This is a genomic window from Mycobacterium sp. ITM-2016-00317, from assembly GCF_002968295.1.
Lineage (GTDB): Bacteria > Actinomycetota > Actinomycetes > Mycobacteriales > Mycobacteriaceae > Mycobacterium.
Genome location: NZ_CP134399.1, coordinates 4671941 through 4688307 on the forward strand (window position 1 = coordinate 4671941; position 16367 = coordinate 4688307).

At 68.4% G+C, this 16367-nt stretch carries 18 protein-coding genes and 1 tRNA gene; 6 read left to right on the top strand and 13 right to left on the bottom strand.

What is annotated here, in order from left to right; all coding sequences use genetic code 11:
* Positions 1-20: 20 nt before the first annotated feature.
* Positions 21-455 (top strand): DUF5313 domain-containing protein, encoded by a 435-nt coding sequence (locus tag C6A87_RS22355; RefSeq protein ID WP_311114254.1) that lies wholly within the window; start codon positions 21-23, stop codon positions 453-455.
* Positions 456-721: 266 nt separating this feature from the next.
* Here the strand turns inward: C6A87_RS22355 and C6A87_RS22360 are convergent.
* The 5 genes from C6A87_RS22360 to C6A87_RS22380 all read right to left on the bottom strand — a co-directional run bounded on the left by C6A87_RS22360 (position 722) and on the right by C6A87_RS22380 (position 5034).
* Positions 722-794, bottom strand: a tRNA-Ala gene (locus tag C6A87_RS22360).
* 53 nt (positions 795-847) lie between these two features.
* Positions 848-1870 carry a gephyrin-like molybdotransferase receptor GlpR gene (gene glpR, locus C6A87_RS22365; RefSeq protein WP_311114255.1) on the bottom strand — a complete coding sequence of 341 codons (1023 nt, stop codon included), beginning with the start codon at positions 1868-1870 and terminating at the stop codon, positions 848-850.
* Positions 1871-2081: 211 nt separating this feature from the next.
* Positions 2082-2735 (bottom strand): GNAT family protein, encoded by a 654-nt coding sequence (locus C6A87_RS22370; RefSeq protein WP_311114256.1) that lies wholly within the window; start codon positions 2733-2735, stop codon positions 2082-2084.
* Between the two features lie 19 nt (positions 2736-2754).
* Complete coding sequence (gene glp, locus C6A87_RS22375) at positions 2755-4038, bottom strand: gephyrin-like molybdotransferase Glp (protein ID WP_311114257.1); 1284 nt, start codon at positions 4036-4038, stop codon at positions 2755-2757.
* Between the two features lie 72 nt (positions 4039-4110).
* Complete coding sequence (locus tag C6A87_RS22380) at positions 4111-5034, bottom strand: UTP--glucose-1-phosphate uridylyltransferase (RefSeq protein WP_311114258.1); 924 nt, start codon at positions 5032-5034, stop codon at positions 4111-4113.
* A 66-nt stretch (positions 5035-5100) separates the two neighbouring features.
* On the opposite strand from C6A87_RS22380, the gene C6A87_RS22385 reads away from it, so the two are divergent.
* From C6A87_RS22385 to C6A87_RS22395, 3 genes are all read left to right on the top strand, one after another.
* Complete coding sequence (locus C6A87_RS22385) at positions 5101-5730, top strand: 5-formyltetrahydrofolate cyclo-ligase (protein ID WP_311114259.1); 630 nt, start codon at positions 5101-5103, stop codon at positions 5728-5730.
* 42 nt (positions 5731-5772) lie between these two features.
* A complete protein-coding gene (locus tag C6A87_RS22390; RefSeq protein ID WP_311114260.1) occupies positions 5773-6123 on the top strand; it encodes an FmdB family zinc ribbon protein in 351 nt (116 codons plus the stop codon).
* Positions 6124-6190: 67 nt separating this feature from the next.
* A complete protein-coding gene (locus C6A87_RS22395; RefSeq protein ID WP_311114261.1) occupies positions 6191-6844 on the top strand; it encodes an SAF domain-containing protein in 654 nt (217 codons plus the stop codon).
* Between the two features lie 50 nt (positions 6845-6894).
* Here C6A87_RS22395 and C6A87_RS22400 read toward each other — a convergent pair whose 3' ends face one another.
* Positions 6895-7248 carry a hypothetical protein gene (locus C6A87_RS22400; protein ID WP_311114262.1) on the bottom strand — a complete coding sequence of 118 codons (354 nt, stop codon included), beginning with the start codon at positions 7246-7248 and terminating at the stop codon, positions 6895-6897.
* Between the two features lie 380 nt (positions 7249-7628).
* On the opposite strand from C6A87_RS22400, the gene mscL reads away from it, so the two are divergent.
* Positions 7629-8063, top strand: coding sequence for a large-conductance mechanosensitive channel protein MscL (gene mscL, locus C6A87_RS22405; protein WP_311118041.1), 435 nt, complete (start codon positions 7629-7631; stop codon positions 8061-8063).
* Positions 8064-8131: 68 nt separating this feature from the next.
* Here the strand turns inward: mscL and C6A87_RS22410 are convergent, their stop codons facing one another.
* The 7 genes from C6A87_RS22410 to rpmF all read right to left on the bottom strand — a co-directional run bounded on the left by C6A87_RS22410 (position 8132) and on the right by rpmF (position 14768).
* On the bottom strand, positions 8132-8761 hold the full coding sequence (locus C6A87_RS22410) for an MspA family porin (protein WP_311118042.1): 630 nt from the start codon (positions 8759-8761) through the stop codon (positions 8132-8134).
* A 115-nt stretch (positions 8762-8876) separates the two neighbouring features.
* Positions 8877-9506 carry an MspA family porin gene (locus C6A87_RS22415; RefSeq protein ID WP_311114263.1) on the bottom strand — a complete coding sequence of 210 codons (630 nt, stop codon included), beginning with the start codon at positions 9504-9506 and terminating at the stop codon, positions 8877-8879.
* A 714-nt stretch (positions 9507-10220) separates the two neighbouring features.
* Positions 10221-10718 (bottom strand): molybdenum cofactor biosynthesis protein B, encoded by a 498-nt coding sequence (locus C6A87_RS22420; RefSeq protein ID WP_396836920.1) that lies wholly within the window; start codon positions 10716-10718, stop codon positions 10221-10223.
* A gap of 77 nt (positions 10719-10795) precedes the next feature.
* A complete protein-coding gene (locus tag C6A87_RS22425) occupies positions 10796-12181 on the bottom strand; it encodes a trypsin-like peptidase domain-containing protein (protein ID WP_311114264.1) in 1386 nt (461 codons plus the stop codon).
* A 212-nt stretch (positions 12182-12393) separates the two neighbouring features.
* Positions 12394-13833, bottom strand: coding sequence for a HAMP domain-containing sensor histidine kinase (locus C6A87_RS22430; RefSeq protein ID WP_311114265.1), 1440 nt, complete (start codon positions 13831-13833; stop codon positions 12394-12396).
* Complete coding sequence (locus tag C6A87_RS22435; RefSeq protein ID WP_311114266.1) at positions 13833-14522, bottom strand: response regulator transcription factor; 690 nt, start codon at positions 14520-14522, stop codon at positions 13833-13835. Before C6A87_RS22435 ends, C6A87_RS22430 begins: the two co-directional genes overlap by 1 nt.
* 72 nt (positions 14523-14594) lie before the next feature.
* A complete protein-coding gene (gene rpmF / locus C6A87_RS22440) occupies positions 14595-14768 on the bottom strand; it encodes a 50S ribosomal protein L32 (RefSeq protein ID WP_003930126.1) in 174 nt (57 codons plus the stop codon).
* A 354-nt stretch (positions 14769-15122) separates the two neighbouring features.
* Between rpmF and C6A87_RS22445 the strand changes: the two genes are divergently transcribed.
* On the top strand, positions 15123-16274 hold the full coding sequence (locus C6A87_RS22445) for an acyl-CoA dehydrogenase family protein (protein WP_311114267.1): 1152 nt from the start codon (positions 15123-15125) through the stop codon (positions 16272-16274).
* Positions 16275-16367 lie beyond the last annotated feature (93 nt).

Genomic DNA, 16367 nt, shown 5'->3' on the forward strand with positions numbered 1-16367 from the left:
CACCGCAAAGGAGGTCGCCGATGACCGTCGACGAGCCGCAAGGAACCGAGAAACCGACGACGTGGCAGTACCTCACGTACTGCTACGGACGCCGACTGCCCAAGTCGATGGACCGTTGGGTCGCCGAGGATCTGGCCGGCCAGGGCGCTGTCCGCAGGCACATGATCCGGTACGCCATCCCCCCGCTGTTCGTGCTCGCGCCGCTGTGGCTGCTGCCCGCATCGATCTACATGCGCATCGAGATGACGGTGCCGATCTACATCTGGGCACTGCTGATGGCGTTGGCGTTGAACAAGGTATGGCGCAGGCACCGGTTGGCCACGCACGGGCTGGACCCGAATCTGGTGGACGTGATCAAGCGCAAGAGGGACGCCCACATCCACGAGGACTACATCCGCAGATTCGGGCCGCGGCCCGACGATGCCCAGGCGCAATCCAACAGCAGCCCGTTCTAGCGGGTTTGCCGATGGCGGCCCCGGGTAAGCCTGCCGGGAGCGGAGGACCATAAAGCGGCTGGTTGCGCTCGGTCCTTCGTGAGGCGGTCGCTTGGGGTAACCACCGATGTTCAGACAGCAGCATCGGGCTGGGCGGTCGCCGCAAAAGGAACGCCGTCTCGGGCAAAAGCGATCAGCCGTGGGCCGTTACGCGCTTCCGGGCGCGATCACCGCCGCCGGAAAGAGGAACAGGGCCCACCGCAGTGAACCCTGACCGCCAAACTCTGTGGAGCTAAGGGGAATCGAACCCCTGACCTTCTCGATGCGAACGAGACGCGCTACCAACTGCGCTATAGCCCCTGGTGCCGGTACAGGTTATCAGCCACCGGTCACCGACTGAAATCGCGAGGTCGTTACTGCCCCGCAGCCCGCGGAAGGTCGTAGTGACGCGAGAACGGCACGTACTCCAGATGCTCGAACTCCGGGTCCTCGTCGTCGATCTCCAGCACGGCGGCACCGGGCCTGCGCAGGCGTGACGGAGTGAGGTCGAACTCCGGGTCGCTGGTGTTCTCGACCCCCAGCCGCGATCGGGCCATCCGCTGGGCGCGACGCCGGCGCAGCTGCTCCTCGATGCGGGTCTGACGCCGCAGGTAGGCCAAATAGAGCGCGGTGACGGTGCCGACCGCACCGCAGGCCCACCACATCGACGGCGACCAGGTGTACGCCGCGACGGCGCTGGTCAGCAGCAGCACCGCCATCACGGCGATGGTGCGGGCGCGGAACCGGTACTTGCGGGCCGAGACCGCGGCCGCGGTCGTCGACTCGCGGCGCCTGCGCCGTGCCGCGCTGATCGACTCGGCCATCCGCTGGTCGTCCTCGGTCGCCGCCTCGGGCTCGGCCTGGTCCTCGTCGTACTCGTACTCGTACTCGGCCACCGAGTAGACGCCCGTGTCCTCCGGATCGTGTTCCTCGTCCTCGGCCGACGGCGGGACCGGGTCTTCGCCCGCGGCCTGGTCGGTGCCGGGGTCGTCGTAGTCCGCAGTGACTTCCTCGACGTCGGCTTCTGCGGTCACCGGCGCTGCTTCGGCGGCCGGCAGCGCGCCCGAATCCTCGACGACGTCCACGTCGAGGTAGTCCGGCTCCGCGGCGTCCTCGACCTCGGCCGCGACCCGCACCATCGTGGTGGTGGGCGCGGCGTCCTCGAGGTCCGCGGACTCATCGGCGGGTCGCCAGTCGGGGTCGCTACGGTGCCCCGCGGCGGGTCCTCCGCGCCGGCGTAACCGGGCACCGGCGCCGCTGTTGAGCACGCGGGTGGACAGCGCGACGTCGCTGGTGCGGCGGACCGCGTCACGCTTGCTGATCAACATCGGAACAAGCACGAAGAGCCAAAGCACAACGAGCGAGATCCAGAGAAGAGATTGGGGGATGCTTGGCATGTCGCCTGCTCCTTTCCCCATCAGGCTAGGTCTGTGACCAGCGCATCCGTGGGCGGCGCGCCGAGCCAATTACACACCTGTAATTCACGGGATACAAGCACCAATAGTCACACGTGTCACATCAGTAACAATGGGACGTAATAATGGGACGGTAATAACGCCATTTGCGGCCCGTATTGCCCGGCGCGGCGACAGCGTGCGCCGCGGGCCTTCAGGCCCAGGACGCGCGGCCCGCGCGCACCAGTGCGGCGGCGACGGGGCCGCTCAGCTCCTCGACCGTCAACGCCACCAACAGATGGTCCCGCCATCCGCCGTCGACGTCGAGGTAGCGCTTCAGCAGGCCTTCCTCCCGGAAACCCGCCTTTGCCAGCACCGCACGGCTGGCCCCGTTCTCCGGGCGCACGGTGGCCTCGACGCGGTGCAGCATCACCGGCCCGAAGCAGTGGTCGAGCCCCAGCGCCAGGGCCGCGGTGGCCACCCCGCCGCCGACCGACGCGCTGGCCACCCAGTAACCGATCCACGCCGACCGCAACGCGCCGTGGGTGACGTTGCCGATCGTCAACTGCCCGGCGAACTGGCCGTCCAGTTCGATCACATACGGCAGCATGCGGCCCTTACGGGCCTCCGAGCGCAGGCTCGAGCACACCGAAGGCCACGACGAAACCGCGTGTCGCACTTCCCAATCCAACTCAGCCGTAGGCTCCCACGGTTCGAGATGCGCGCGGTCGGCCAGCCGGATCCTGCTCCACTGCGCGGCGTCGCGCAGCCGCACCGGACGCAGCCGGACCACCCCGGCGGGCACCCGCAGTGGACCGGCAGACAGCGGCCAGCCGGGATGTTGCGAGCGCGAACTCAACAGGTTCATCACCGCCGCGTTCTCGCGTTCACCCGCGTTGGGCCAGGAATGCGACGTCGACGATCTCCCCGGTGCGGATCTGCTCCGCCTCGCTGGGAACGACGACCAGACAGTTTGCCTCGGCAAGCGTCGCGAGCAGGTGTGAGGATGCGCCGGGTGCCCCGCCGAGCGCCTGCACGAGGTACTCGCCGGTGTCCTGATCGCGCATCAGCTGCCCTCGCAGGAAGCCCTTGCGGCCGGCCACCGACTCGATCGGCGACAGCGCGCGCGCCGGCACGATCCGCCGCGTCGCCTGCCGCTTGCCCAGCGAGAGCCGGATCAGCGGCCGCACCATCACCTCGAACACCACCAGCGCGCTGACCGGGTTGGCGGGCAGCAGGAACACCGGGACACCGTCGGCACCGAGCTGGCCGAACCCCTGCACGGACCCCGGGTGCATCGCGATCCGGGTGACCTCCATCTCGCCGAGCTCGGCCAGCACCGCGCGCACGCCTTCGGCGGCGGCCCCGCCGACGGCCCCGGCGATGACAACCGCCTCGGACCGGCCGAGCTGGCCTTCCACCACTTCGCGCAGCTTCTTGGGATCGGTGGGAACGATGCCGACCCGGTTCACCTCGGCGCCGGCGTCCCGCCCGGCCGCCGCCAGTGCGTAGGAGTTGACGTCGTAGACCTGCCCGTTGCCCGGCGTGCGGGAGATGTCGACGAGTTCACCGCCTACCGACAGCACCGACAACCGCGGCCGCGGATGCACCAGCACCCGTTCGCGCCCGACCGCGGCCAGCAGACCCACCTGGGCGGGGCCGATGATCGCGCCGGCACGGACCGCGACGTCACCGGGTTGCACGTCGTCGCCGGTGCGGCGCACATAGGCGCCCGAACGCACGCCGCGCAGCACCCGAACCCGCGAGTCGCCGCCGTCGGTCCACCGCAGCGGCAGCACCGCGTCGGCCAGCGTGGGCATCGGCGCCCCGGTCTGCACGCGCGCCGCCTGCCGGGGCTGCAGCCGGCTGGGTGTGCGGGCGCCGGCCTCGATCAGGCCCATCACCGGCAAACTGATCTCCCGCGGCCTGCCCTCGTCGCGGTCGGCGTCACCGTCCGCGTCGGGGTCGGCCGCGCCGCCGATGCCGAGGACATCCACACTGCGCACCGCGTAGCCGTCGATCGCGGCCTGGTCGAAACCGGGCAGCGGACGCTCGGTGACCACCTCTTCCGCGCACATCAGCCCCTGAGCTTCGGCGATCGCGACGCGCACCGGCCGCGGCGCCACCGCCGCAGCTGCTACCCGGGCTTGTTGCTCCTCCACCGAACGCACGGCACGCCTTTCTCACGTTGCACGGGCTGACATCGACCGATCGGCCCGCGGATGCGCTCGAGAGTGCAGCCGCTACGGCTCGGACGTCGCCGGAGCGAGACCCAGCCGCTCGACCAACCACCGGCGCAATTCAGGCCCGTAGTCGTCCCGCTCCAACGCAAAGTCAACCGCAGCCTTCAGGTAGCCCCCGGGATTTCCCAGGTCGTGTCGAGATCCGCGGTGGACGACGACGTGGACGGGATGGCCCTCCTCGATCAGCAGCGCGATCGCGTCGGTGAGTTGCAGCTCTCCCCCGGCACCACGCGGAATGCGCCGCAGCGCGTCGAAGATCGCCCGGTCCAGCACGTAGCGCCCGGCCGCGGCGAACAGCGACGGCGCCTCCTCGGCCTTCGGCTTCTCGACCATGCCCTTGACCTTGAGCACGTTCGGGTTCGCGGCGTCGGGGAGTTCCTCGACGTCGAACACGCCGTAGGCGCTGATGTCCTCGCGGTCCACCTCGATCGCGCAGAGCACGGTGCCGCCACGCTTGGCGCGCACCTTCGACATGATCTCCAGCACACCGGTGGGCAGCACCAGGTCGTCGGGCAGCAGCACGGCCACCGCGTCCTCGTCGGGCGACAGGCTGGCCTCGACGCAGCCGACGGCGTGGCCGAGACCGAGCGGCTCGGCCTGGACCACCGACTCCACCTTGATCAGCGCGGGCGCCCGCCGGACCTTCTCCAGCATCGTCTTCTTGCCGCGGGCCTCCAGCGTGCCCTCCAGCACCAGGTCCTCGACGAAATGCGCGACGACACCGTCCTTGCCCTCGGAGGTGATGATCACCAGCCGCTCGGCGCCGGCTTCGGCGGCCTCGGCGGCGACCAGTTCGATCCCGGGCGTGTCGACGACCGGCAGCAACTCCTTGGGCACCGTCTTGGTGGCGGGGAGAAAACGCGTTCCCAACCCCGCTGCGGGGACGATCGCAGTGCGCGGAATGGCAACTTCAGGCCGGTTCATCGTTCACACACTAACCTCTCTGAGTCGGTAGTTCCTTTCTTACCCCGTCGTCAAGAGGACTAGTCGGTGCCGGTCACCAAATCACATCTGCGGGCCGAAATCCTCAGCGCCCGGCGATCATTGAATCAGCAAACACGTAGCTGGGAGGCGGACCGACTGGTCCGCCATCTCGCCACGCTGGCGTCGCCGCGGTCGGTGATCTGCGCGTACATCCCGGTCGGCGCGGAACCCGGATCGGTCGCCATGGTCGACGATCTGGTGCAACGAGGCTGTACGGTGCTGCTTCCGGTCGCGCGCGAGGACGGGGACGGCACGCCCCAACCGCTGCAGTGGGGCCGGTACGTGCCCGGCACGCTCGTCGCGGCGCCGTTCGGTCTCCGCGAACCGCCCCCGCCGTGGCTACCTGCCGAGCGGGTGCGCGACGCGCAAACGGTGCTGGTGCCCGCCCTGGCGGTCGACCGCCAGGGCGCGCGCCTGGGTCGCGGCGCCGGTTATTACGACCGGACCCTGCCGCTGGCGGCGCCCGGGGCGGTGCTGGCGGCGGTGGTGCGCGACGACGAACTCGTCGACCACCTGCCGAGCGAGCCGCACGACGTCCGGATGACCCACGCGCTGACACCTCAGCAGGGGTTGCTGGCGCTGGGCCGGGGCGGTCCCGCGGAATGCCGCGGGCCAGGTGGCGGTTCTAGCACTTGAACTTGTAGAGTGCTAAGAAGTTTGACCATCTCGGAGGTTTGAGTGCCCACCTATTCTTATGCGTGCACCGATTGCCACAACAAGTTCGACGTGGTGCAGGCGTTCACCGACGATTCGCTGACCGAATGCCCGCAGTGCCACGGCCGGTTGCGCAAGGTCTTCGGCAAGGTCGGCGTGGTCTTCAAGGGCAGCGGCTTCTACCGCACCGACAGCCGGGAGTCCGGCAAGAGTTCCGGTGGCGGCAGCTCCTCGAACGGTGCTTCGTCCTCATCGGAGAAGTCCACGTCGGAGAAGTCCTCGTCGTCTGACAAGTCGTCGTCCGACAAGTCGTCCGCGTCGGGCAGCTCCTCGTCGAGCGGTTCTTCGGCGCCTGCGGCCGCCGCGTCCAGCTGACACGACTTATCCACAGCGGCGCAGATCGCTGCTGCCGCACGCCGTCGGCACCCGTTAGCGTCGGCTCATGGGACATCCGTTGGACCGGTCGGCGCTCGACCGGTTGGGGCGTGCGTTGCGCCCCGATTGGACACGGACCCCGACCGCCAGACGGGTCCTCGCCGGCGGGCTGGTGCTGCTGGCCGCGGCCGCCGCGTGGCGGGGTGATCCCAGCGCCGACATGGCAGACGTGGTGGTGACCGCACACGATCTCAGCCCCGGCGCCGCCATCACCGCTGCCGATCTGCAGGTGGAACGCCGCGCCATGTCCGCGGTACCCGAAGGCGCGCAGACCGCGGTCGACGCCGTGGTCGGCGCCACGCTGGCCGGCCCGGCCCGCCGCGGCGAGATCCTCACCGACGTGCGGTTGCTCGGCCCGCGGCTGGCCGAGTCCGCCGCCGGGCCCGATGCGCGGATCGTGCCGATCCCGCTGGCCGATGCGGCGCTGACCGATCTCGTCCGGACCGGGGACGTCGTCGACGTGGTGGCTGCGCCGGTCGACGAGGCCGCCGAGCCGCGGGTGATCGCGACCGACGCGGTGGTGGTCCTGGTTTCGGCGAAGGACAGCGGCATCGGCGCCCGCGGTTCGGGCCGCGTGGTCCTCGTCGCCCTACCCTCCGCGGCGGCGAAGTCGGTCGCCGGGGCGGCCCTGGTGTCCGCGGTGACGCTGACGCTGCACTAGACAGACAAAAGCGCCCCCGGGGAGACCCGGGGGCGCTTTCGCAGGTCAGATCACCAGTCGCCGATACCGGGACCGACGGGGTACGCGCCCTCGAACGCGGAGGCGGTGGAGCCCACGACAGCCTTGGTCGTGTCGCGTACCTCGCCGAACGCGTTGATCGTGCCGGCGTCCGCGACGCGCGACTCGGAGATGCCGCGTGCGACACCGAAGTCGTTGATGCGGACCACCGAGAACTCGCTGGCCTGTCGGCTGGTGACCGTCGGGCCCGGGCCGACCTCGTTGACGTCGGCGCTGGCCGTCCCGGCTCCGAGTCCGGCGAAGGCTGTGGCCACTGCGAACGAGCCCAGGCTCAGAACACCCAGCTTCTTCGAACTGCGGGTAGCCGCTTTGGCGTGCTTGGCCATCAGCATTCCTCTTTTGGTAGAAGGACATCGAGTGTCCTCGTGGCGTTATTCAGGCTTGCACAGCGTAGCAGTCAGAACGGCCGTTCGCGCCCCGAGTGGAAGACGTAATTTTCGACCGATCGTCGCAGGTCCGCACCGGTTTCCCGAGAGTTCTCGCGGCGTTCATGCCCGCCCGCGGACGGGCCTGGTCCCGCCGCCCCGAAGGCCGTTGATCACCGCTGAATTCGATTCTGCCCCAACATAATTCAGGAACCCGCCGTCGCCTGGGGGGCGCTACCCCGCCCGGCCCGGCATTTTCCCAGGTCCGCCCGCGGCCCGGCGGTGGAGGCGTAAATTCCGGTGAGGGGCTCACTAACGAGAGCGAAAGGGGTGTGACCTTCATGTTGAAGGGATTCAAGGAGTTCATCGCGCGGGGGAATGTCATCGATCTGGCGGTCGCGGTCGTCATCGGCGCCGCGTTCACCGGACTGGTGACCGCATTCACCGAGAACGTCATCCAGCCACTCATCGATCGGATCGGCGCGGGCCCCGAGACCGAGTACGGCATCCTGCGAATCCCGCTGGGCGGCGACCAGTTCGTCGACCTGAACGCGGTGTTGTCGGCGGCCATCAACTTCCTCATCGTCGCCGCGGTCATCTACTTCGTGATCGTGCTGCCGTTCAAGAAGCTCAAGGAGCGCGACAAGAAGGTGGAATCCGCCGAGACCGAACTGACCCTGCTGACCGAGATCCGTGATCTGCTGCGCGACACCGCCGCCGACGACGGGGCAGGCAAGCACGTCAGCCAGGCGCGCGTGAACCACACGGAGGAATGAGAAGAACTACCGAAGAAAACGAAATGGCCCCCGGCGGACGCCGGGGGCCATCTCTGTGAAGCCTTGGGTCAGTTCATGTTCCAGGGCTCGCCGTAGGTGGTGACGCTGTCACCGGTCGACGAGATCAGGCGGGCGAACGGACGCAGCAGCACACCGCCGGCAGCGCCGGTGACGGTGCCGTGGGCGTTGGACACCGCGACCGAACCGGCCGGACCGGCCACGTCCACGGAGAAGGTGGCGACTTCCTGGATGCCGGGGCCGTTGCCCAGGTCCGCGGAGATCGAGACACCCGGGAACAGCGGCGGGGTCACGATGCTGTCAGCCAGGTTGCCGTCCAGGCCCCAGCCGTCGAACGCGATGTTCGGGGTGGTGTAGCTGAAGTTGATGCCCACACCCAGCGACCACGGGAAGCCGACCTGGTAGCCCAGCTCCAGCGTGCCCTCGAAGTCGTCGGCGCCCTCGCCGGCCACGATGTAGCTGGCCTTGCCCGAGTGAAACCACTCACGGGTCAGCCGGTTGCGGTCCAACGGGAACACGCCGTTGAGGAACGTGTCCCACTGCTGAACCGTCAGCGTCCGGCCCTGGCCGTCGACCAGGCTCAGCTCGTTGTCCAGACCTGCATGAGAGGTGCCAGTGCTGGCGAACAGCGCCGCGATGGACGCGACCATCGCGATCAGCACCCGGGTGATTACCTTCATCATCTTCCTTCGTTTGGTGGTGGTGGGGGTCGTGCGTCTGTGCCTGGAAAATCGAGAATTCGTGCAGTGGCAACCGGTCCCCGGCGTGTGCCGGGGACCGGTCAAAAGCCTTGGGTCAGTTCATGTTCCAGGGCTCGCCGTAGGTGGTGACGCTGTCACCGGTCGACGAGATCAGGCGGGCGAACGGACGCAGCAGCACGCCGCCGGCAGCGCCGGTGACGGTGCCGTGGGCGTTGGACACCGCGACCGAGCCGCCGGGGCCGGCCACGTCCACGGAGAAGGTGGCGACTTCCTGGATGCCGGGGCCGTTGCCCAGGTCCGCGGAGATCGACAGGCCCGGGAACAGCGGCGGGGTCACGATGCTGTCAGCCAGGTTGTCGTCCAGGCCCCAGCCGTCGAACGCGATGTTCGGGGTGGTGTAGCTGAAGTTGATGCCCACACCCAGCGACCACGGGAAGCCGACCTGGTAGCCCAGCTCCAGGGTGCCCTCGAAGTCGTCGGCGCCCTCGCCGGCCACGATGTAGCTGGCCTTGCCCGAGTGGAACCACTCGCGGGTCAGCCGGTTGCGGTCCAACGGGAACACGCCGTTGAGGAACGTGTCCCACTGCTGAACCGTCAGCGTCCGGCCCTGGCCGTCGACCAGGCTCAGCTCGTTGTCCAGACCTGCGTGAGAGGTGCCAGTGCTCACGAACAAAGCGGCGATGGACGCGACCATCGCGATTAGCACCCGACTGATTGCCTTCATCTTCTCCCTAGCTCTGTGGAACAAAGCCCCGGGATGGGGCTTCGCTTCGTCCGTGCCTGGCTACTGCTACATCACACACTTCGCAAGACTTTGATGTGGGAAAGATTAGAAACTTCACATCTGGCTCTTACGCTGCGCACATCGTTGCATGAGGAACATAACGGGGAGGCATCAGGCGGGCAACGCGTAGCTCCAGCGGTCCAAAACGGAGCTACCCGCGGCACATCATTTGCTGGACATCCCCCGGCGGCCGACTTCCCTTGACGCCCGTCGACGCGAAAAGGCCTATCAACCACCGCGGAATGTGACCCCGCACTCAGCTATTCGCTGGAGAGTTCTGGGGCGTTACCCGGCCCATCACCGGGCACGGGAGTGAAAGCACTGCTCAGTCGTGGTGTGGCGGCACGTTGTCGCGGAGCCACCTGTCGCGGTCTGCCATATCCTCCGGCGACGCCGAATCCCATTCATCAGTGGTCACGTCGGGTAACTCGTCACCGAAAACGCGATTAACTAGGTCCTTCGACCTCTGAGGATCTCGCATCACAAACCGATCTTGATGTGGCCAAGATCACAGTTTGCCGGATCTGACCGTTCACCTAGCTGTAACACCACGGTTCCGGCAGCGTCATGCAACACGCCGGCAACGCAGTGAGGCACGGAAGCACGCCGTGCCAGGACTTTCTTCATTCGACATAACCCATGCGGGCAACCCGCTTAGATATCCAAACTGGATAGCTGGGCGATCACCTGGGCCGCCAGCGGTCCCAGAGTGGCCATCCCGTCGCGGACCGCGGCGCGGGAGCCGGCGAGGTTCACCACCAGGGTGCTGCCCGAGATACCGGCCAACCCCCGGGAGACACCGGCGTCGATGATCCCGGCGGACAGGCCGGAGGCCCGGAGCGCCTCGGCGATCCCCAGCAGTTCGCGGTCGAGAAGGTCGCGGGTCGACTCGGGGGTGACATCGCGGGGCGTGACGCCGGTACCGCCGACGGACACCACGAGGTCGACGCCACCGATGACCGCGGTGTTGAGGGCGTTGCGGATCTCCACCTCGTCGGAGGACACCACCACCACACCGTCGACGACGAATCCCGCCTCACCGAGCAGTTCGGTCATCAGCGGGCCGGTGCTGTCCTCTTCGTCGCCGTGAGCGGTGCGGTCATCGACAATGACGACCAGCGCGCGGCCGACCAACGCATGGGGTTGTTCCATGAGCTCAACCGTATATCTCGGCACCGTCACCGGTGCAGCCACACGCAGGTCGGGGCGATGCCGGTCGGCGGGAGTCCTCACGGGCTGGCCTTGCCGAGCGTGACGTCGACGGACTGCGTCCTGCCCGACGGGTCCAGGAACGTCAGCGTCACCGTGTCTCCCGGAGCCTTGGACCGCACCGCGGCCACGAGCGCGTCGGCGCTGCTGATCACCCGGTCGTCGAGCTTGGTGACGATCACGCCGCTGGGCAGACCCGCGGCCGAGGCTGCACCGCCGTTGTTGACCTCGACGATCTTGGCTCCGTCGACGCCGACCTCGTTGCCGACCTGCACTCCAAGCGAGGCGCGGGATGCGGACCCGGTCTTGATGATCTCGTCGGCGATCCGCTTCGCCTGGTCGACCGGGATCGCGAAGCCCAGGCCGATCGATCCGCCCTGCGGTCCCCCGGCGTCGGCACCCATCGTGGCGATGGCGGAGTTCACGCCGACCAACTCGCCGTTCATGTTGACCAGGGCGCCGCCGGAGTTACCCGGGTTGATCGCCGCATCGGTCTGGATCGCGTCGAGCACGGTGTTCTGGTTGCGCGCGTCCCCGCCTGCGGCCACCGGCCGGTTCAACGCGCTGATGATGCCGGTGGTCACGGTTCCCTCCAGGCCGAGCGGGGAACCGATGGCCACGACGTCCTGGCCGACCCGCAGGTCCGCCGAGGAACCGATGGAGATCGGCGTCAGGTCCGACACGTTCTGGGCACGCACGACCGCGATGTCGCTGCTGGGATCGGCGCCGATCACGGTGAACCGGGCGGTCTTGCCGTCGGAGAACGTGACCTTGGTCTGCGGCTCGTCGCTGCCACCCGAGGTGCCCGCAGCCGTGGCCACGACGTGGTTGTTGGTCAGGATCAGCCCGTCGGGCGACAAGATCACCCCGGAGCCCTCCTCGGACGACCGGCCCTGGTTGACCTCCAGCTTGACCACGCTGGGCACGACCTTGGCGGCGACCGCCTCGACCGAGCCGGTCGGTGCGCTCGCGGCGGGCACACTGGGCGCCGCACCGGACGCGCTGATCCCGCCGAGGCTGTGGTCGGGGTGCACCAGCATCGCGACCCCGCCGCCGATACCCGCGGACACCATCGCGAGAGCCACCGCGGCGGCGGCGAGGCCCGCCGTGCGGGGCCGCTTCTTCGGCGGCTGCGCGGGCGAGGGCATCCCGGGCCGCGGGTACTGCCCGGGACCGGTGGGCATCGGGGCGCCCGCATACGGGTCATAGGGCGACCGGAACGCCTGCCGCTGCTGCTCGGTCGCGTAGCGCCAGTCCCAACCACCGCTGCCCTGCGGTTCGTAGGCGCCGGTCTGCGGGCGATTGTGACCGGCATTGTGCCCCGGATTGTGGCCGGGGGCCTGCCCCGGGTATCCGGACTGCCTCCCAGGTTGCTGAGTGGGCGAGTACCTCGGATCGTTGGTCATGTCGGTGCAGTGCTCTTCCTGGAGTCGGGACCGTCGCAAGGAAAACGAACGTTGCTAGCTCAGCGTGCCCAAGCGTGCTGAGAATCGGCTTAGAGAAGGATTGCCGTTCTGACAACTTTTCGAGCGCGCCGTCGCGTCAACCCCCATCTTCGCCAACGCCCGCGCCGATCGCGCTCACCTTCATGCCGCGTGTACCCCCCGTGTCGCGTCGTCTACTCGGTCTGGTCGGGACCGATCGGTGACGGGCGGCCCGGCAACACCACGTGCATGGACGTGCCCGGAGGGTTGCCCCCCGGCACCGTCTCACCGATGTGCAGCATGCCGCCGTGCTTGAGGACCACCTGTTTCACGATCGCCAGGCCGAGCCCCGATCCCGGCATCGCCCTGGCCGTGGTGGAGCGGAAGAACCGTTCGAAGACCAAGCCGCGCTCCTGCGGCGGGATTCCCGGACCGAAGTCCGACACCACCAGTTCGGCGTGGGTGGCGTCGACCTGGGTGAGCCGCACACCGACGTGCGCCCCGGGCGGGCTCCACTTGGCGGCGTTGTCGAGCAGGTTCAGCACCGCCCGTCCCAGGCCTGCCGCGTCGCCGTAGACCTGCCACGGGGTCACCGACACGTCGAACTCGATGTCGTTGCGGCGCCGGCGCACGCGCTCCAGCGAGCGGTCGATCACCTCGGCGAGCTCGACGGTCTCGTGCACCGCGAACCCGGCGTCACCGCGGGTGAGATCCACCAGATCGCCGACCAGGGTCGACATCTCCTCGATCTGGGCGATCACGTCGGCGCGCAACTCGACCATGTCCTCTTCGGGAATTCGCGGGGCGCCCGGCTTCATCGACTCCATCAGCAGCTCGACGTTGGTGCGCATCGAGGTCAGCGGTGTGCGCAGCTCGTGGCCCGCATCGGCGACCAGGCGGGCCTGACGTTCTCGCGATTCGGCCAGTGCGCGCAACATCATGTTGAAGGCCTCGGTGAGCCGGGCGAGTTCGTCGTTGCCCACCACGGGTATCGGGCGCAGGTCGTCGGTGCGCGCCACCCGTTCGGCGGCCTGCGTCAGCCGGGCCACCGGCCGCAGCCCGGCGCTGGCGACCATGCCTCCGGCGATCGCGGCCACCGCGACGCCGAGACCGCCGACGATGAGCAGTACCGAGCCCAGCCGTTTGAGCACCTGACCGGTCGGGGCCAGGCTCTTGGACAGCAGCAGTGAATTACCGCTGTCCAGACGCACGGCCAGCACGCGCTGATGCTCGACGGTGCGCAGCGACATCCACAGCGTGCCGTTCATCACCTCCTGCTCGGGCGGCCCGACGGGCAACGTCTGCCCCTGCTGGTTGGCGGTGTACTTGCTGCGTCCCGGGATGTAGAACATCGCGTTCATGTCCGAGTACGCGGTGCCCTCGATCGCCTTGCCCGGGTCGGCATCGAGCGCGCCGCTCTCGACCAGCATCTGGGCTCGGCTGCGCAGCTGGTCGTCGATGTCGTCGTACAGCGCGCGGGAGACCACCGCGTACACGGCGACGGCCATCAGCACGACCGAGATGACCACCATCGACATGGCCAACAACATGACCCGCCAGCGCAGCGACACCGAACTGGCAGACGGCGGCGGGGCCGACTGCTGCCCCGGCCACGGGACCCGGTCGGCAGCCATCAGGGCGGGGTCTCGCGCAGCACGTATCCCACACCGCGGACGGTGTGGATCAGCCGCGGTTCGCCCTCTGCCTCGGTCTTGCGGCGCAGGTAGCCGACGTAGACCTCAAGGGCGTTTCCGGAGGTGGGGAAGTCGAAGCCCCACACCTCTTCCAGGATCCGGCCGCGGGTCAGCACGCGCCGCGGGTTGGCGATGAGCATCTCCAGCAACGAGAACTCGGTCCGGGTCAGGCTGATCGGCCGGTCTCCGCGGGTCACCTCACGGGTGACCGGGTCCAGCGACAGATCCGAGAAGGTCATCGCCGCCGAGTCGGCCGACCCGTCGTCCGGGCTGGTGCGGCGCAGCAGCGCGCGCATCCGGGCGAGCAACTCCTCCAGCGCGAACGGCTTCGGCAGGTAGTCGTCGGCTCCGGCGTCCAGGCCGGCGACCCGCTCCGACACCGAATCGCGAGCGGTGAGTACCAGGATCGGTAGGTCATCGCCGGTGCTGCGTAATTGCCGGCAGACCTCGAGACCGTCGAGCCTGGGCATCATCACGTCCAGGACCACCGCATCGGGCCGAGCGCTGGCAATCAGGTCGAGCGCTTCGCGGCCATCCTGGGCCAGCTCCACCGAATATCCATTGAACGACAGCGACCGGCGCAGAGATTCGCGCACCGCGCGATCGTCATCAACGACAAGTATGCGCACCGGCACAGTCTCAACCCCCCGTCTGAGAGTGGGCTGAGAGGTAAGCCGCCAATTCGGCGCCTTACCTGAGAGTTAGCGGCGGTCGAGGTCGATCAGGCCCAGGCGCGCGGCCTTGAGCAGGCGGCGGGGCACCTTGCGCTGCTGACCCGCGACGGTGACACCGACGAGGTTGGTAGCGGTGGCCTTCCACTGCGCGCGACGGCTACGGGTGTTCGCACGCGACATCCTGCGCTTCGGCACAGCCATGATCGAGCTCTCCATCTATCGGGGGGTGATACCAGTTCGCACTGCCTGCGGGCCCGACGAGGCCGGGCGCTGGCAATTGCTGTTCAGGATAGCCGGTGCGCTGGGTCGGCTCCAAACTCATGACCCCGGCCGACACGCCAGAGCCCGTTCGGGTGACGCCCCGGACCAGATCCGGCAAACCTCCGCGAAACTACAACGCGATACCGCCGGTACTCGCTAACCTACCGGTTGGTTGGTCGCCTCATGGGCGCGACGATCCGCGCCGAGTCTGAACTTGTGGCTGACAGTCCATCGATATGTCGCGCACAACTTCAGATTCGGCGGGCAGCACTGAAGGAGACAAGGAGAGTCGCCATGAGCTTCATCGAGACCGAAGAGCAGCAGGCGCTGCGCAAGGCCGTGGCGGCGATGGCTGCCGACTACGGGCAGGACTACTACCTGCAGAAGGCGCGAGCGGGCCTGCACACCGACGAGTTGTGGTCCGAGGCGGGCAGACTCGGGTTCATCGGGGTCAACCTGCCCGAGGAGTACGGCGGCGGCGGCGCGGGCATGTACGAGCTGAGCCTGGTCATGGAGGAGATGGCGGCGGCCGGGTCGGCGCTGCTGATGATGGTCGTCTCCCCCGCGATCAACGGCACCATCATCGCGAAGTTCGGCACCGAGGAGCAGAAGCGGCGCTGGCTGCCCGGCATCGCCGACGGCACCCTGACGATGGCGTTCGCGATCACCGAACCCGACGCCGGCTCGAACTCGCACAACATCACCACCACCGCGCGCCGCGACGGCAGCGACTGGATCCTGTCCGGGCAGAAGGTCTACATCTCCGGGGTCGACCAGGCCCAGGCGGTCCTCGTGGTCGGGCGCACCCACAAGGACGGCAACCTCAAGCCCGCATTGTTCGTGGTGCCCACCGACGCACCGGGTTTCACCTACACCAAGATCCCGATGGAGATCGTCAGCCCGGAGTCCCAGTTCCAGGTGTTCCTCGACGAGGTACGACTGCCCGCCGACGCGCTGGTGGGCTCGGAGGACGCGGCGATCGCCCAGCTGTTCGCCGGGCTGAATCCCGAACGCATCATGGGTGCGGCCAGCGCGGTCGGCATGGGCCGGTTCGCGATCGGCAAGGCCGTCGACTACGTCAAGACTCGCAAGGTGTGGAAGACGCCGATCGGCGCCCATCAAGGTCTGTCACATCCGTTGGCGCAGAACCACATCGAGATCGAACTGGCCCGGCTGATGATGCAGAAGGCAGCGACGCTGTACGACGCGGGCGACGACGCCGGCGCCGCGGAGGCCGCGAACATGGCCAAGTACGCGGCGGGCGAGGCCTCGGTGCGGGCCGTCGACCAGGCCGTGCAGTCGCTGGGCGGCAACGGTCTGAGCCAGGAGTACGGCATCGCGTCGGCGCTGGCCGCGTCGAGGCTGGCGCGGATCGCGCCGGTGAGCCGGGAGATGATCCTCAACTTCGTGGCGCAGACCTCGTTGGGCCTGCCCAGGTCCTACTGACGGCGATCCTGGTCGGCCGGGCCGGCACCTCACAGTTTGGTCAAGGGACTTGCATGTGCCGACGTTCGTCGTAGGCTCGTGGGCGATGTACCG

Excerpts from the sequence above, each read along its gene's own strand:
- C6A87_RS22355 (WP_311114254.1), top strand. The coding sequence starts at position 21 with ATGACCGTCGACGAGCCGCAAGGAACCGAGAAACCGACGACGTGGCAG.
- glpR (WP_311114255.1), bottom strand. The coding sequence starts at position 1,870 with ATGCCAAGCATCCCCCAATCTCTTCTCTGGATCTCGCTCGTTGTGCTT.
- C6A87_RS22370 (WP_311114256.1), bottom strand. The coding sequence starts at position 2,735 with ATGAACCTGTTGAGTTCGCGCTCGCAACATCCCGGCTGGCCGCTGTCT.
- C6A87_RS22380 (WP_311114258.1), bottom strand. The coding sequence starts at position 5,034 with ATGAACCGGCCTGAAGTTGCCATTCCGCGCACTGCGATCGTCCCCGCA.
- C6A87_RS22395 (WP_311114261.1), top strand. The coding sequence starts at position 6,191 with ATGGGACATCCGTTGGACCGGTCGGCGCTCGACCGGTTGGGGCGTGCG.
- C6A87_RS22400 (WP_311114262.1), bottom strand. The coding sequence starts at position 7,248 with ATGGCCAAGCACGCCAAAGCGGCTACCCGCAGTTCGAAGAAGCTGGGT.
- mscL (WP_311118041.1), top strand. The coding sequence starts at position 7,629 with ATGTTGAAGGGATTCAAGGAGTTCATCGCGCGGGGGAATGTCATCGAT.
- C6A87_RS22410 (WP_311118042.1), bottom strand. The coding sequence starts at position 8,761 with ATGAAGGTAATCACCCGGGTGCTGATCGCGATGGTCGCGTCCATCGCG.
- C6A87_RS22415 (WP_311114263.1), bottom strand. The coding sequence starts at position 9,506 with ATGAAGGCAATCAGTCGGGTGCTAATCGCGATGGTCGCGTCCATCGCC.
- C6A87_RS22420 (WP_396836920.1), bottom strand. The coding sequence starts at position 10,718 with ATGGAACAACCCCATGCGTTGGTCGGCCGCGCGCTGGTCGTCATTGTC.
- C6A87_RS22425 (WP_311114264.1), bottom strand. The coding sequence starts at position 12,181 with ATGACCAACGATCCGAGGTACTCGCCCACTCAGCAACCTGGGAGGCAG.
- C6A87_RS22430 (WP_311114265.1), bottom strand. The coding sequence starts at position 13,833 with ATGGCTGCCGACCGGGTCCCGTGGCCGGGGCAGCAGTCGGCCCCGCCG.
- rpmF (WP_003930126.1), bottom strand. The coding sequence starts at position 14,768 with ATGGCTGTGCCGAAGCGCAGGATGTCGCGTGCGAACACCCGTAGCCGT.
- C6A87_RS22445 (WP_311114267.1), top strand. The coding sequence starts at position 15,123 with ATGAGCTTCATCGAGACCGAAGAGCAGCAGGCGCTGCGCAAGGCCGTG.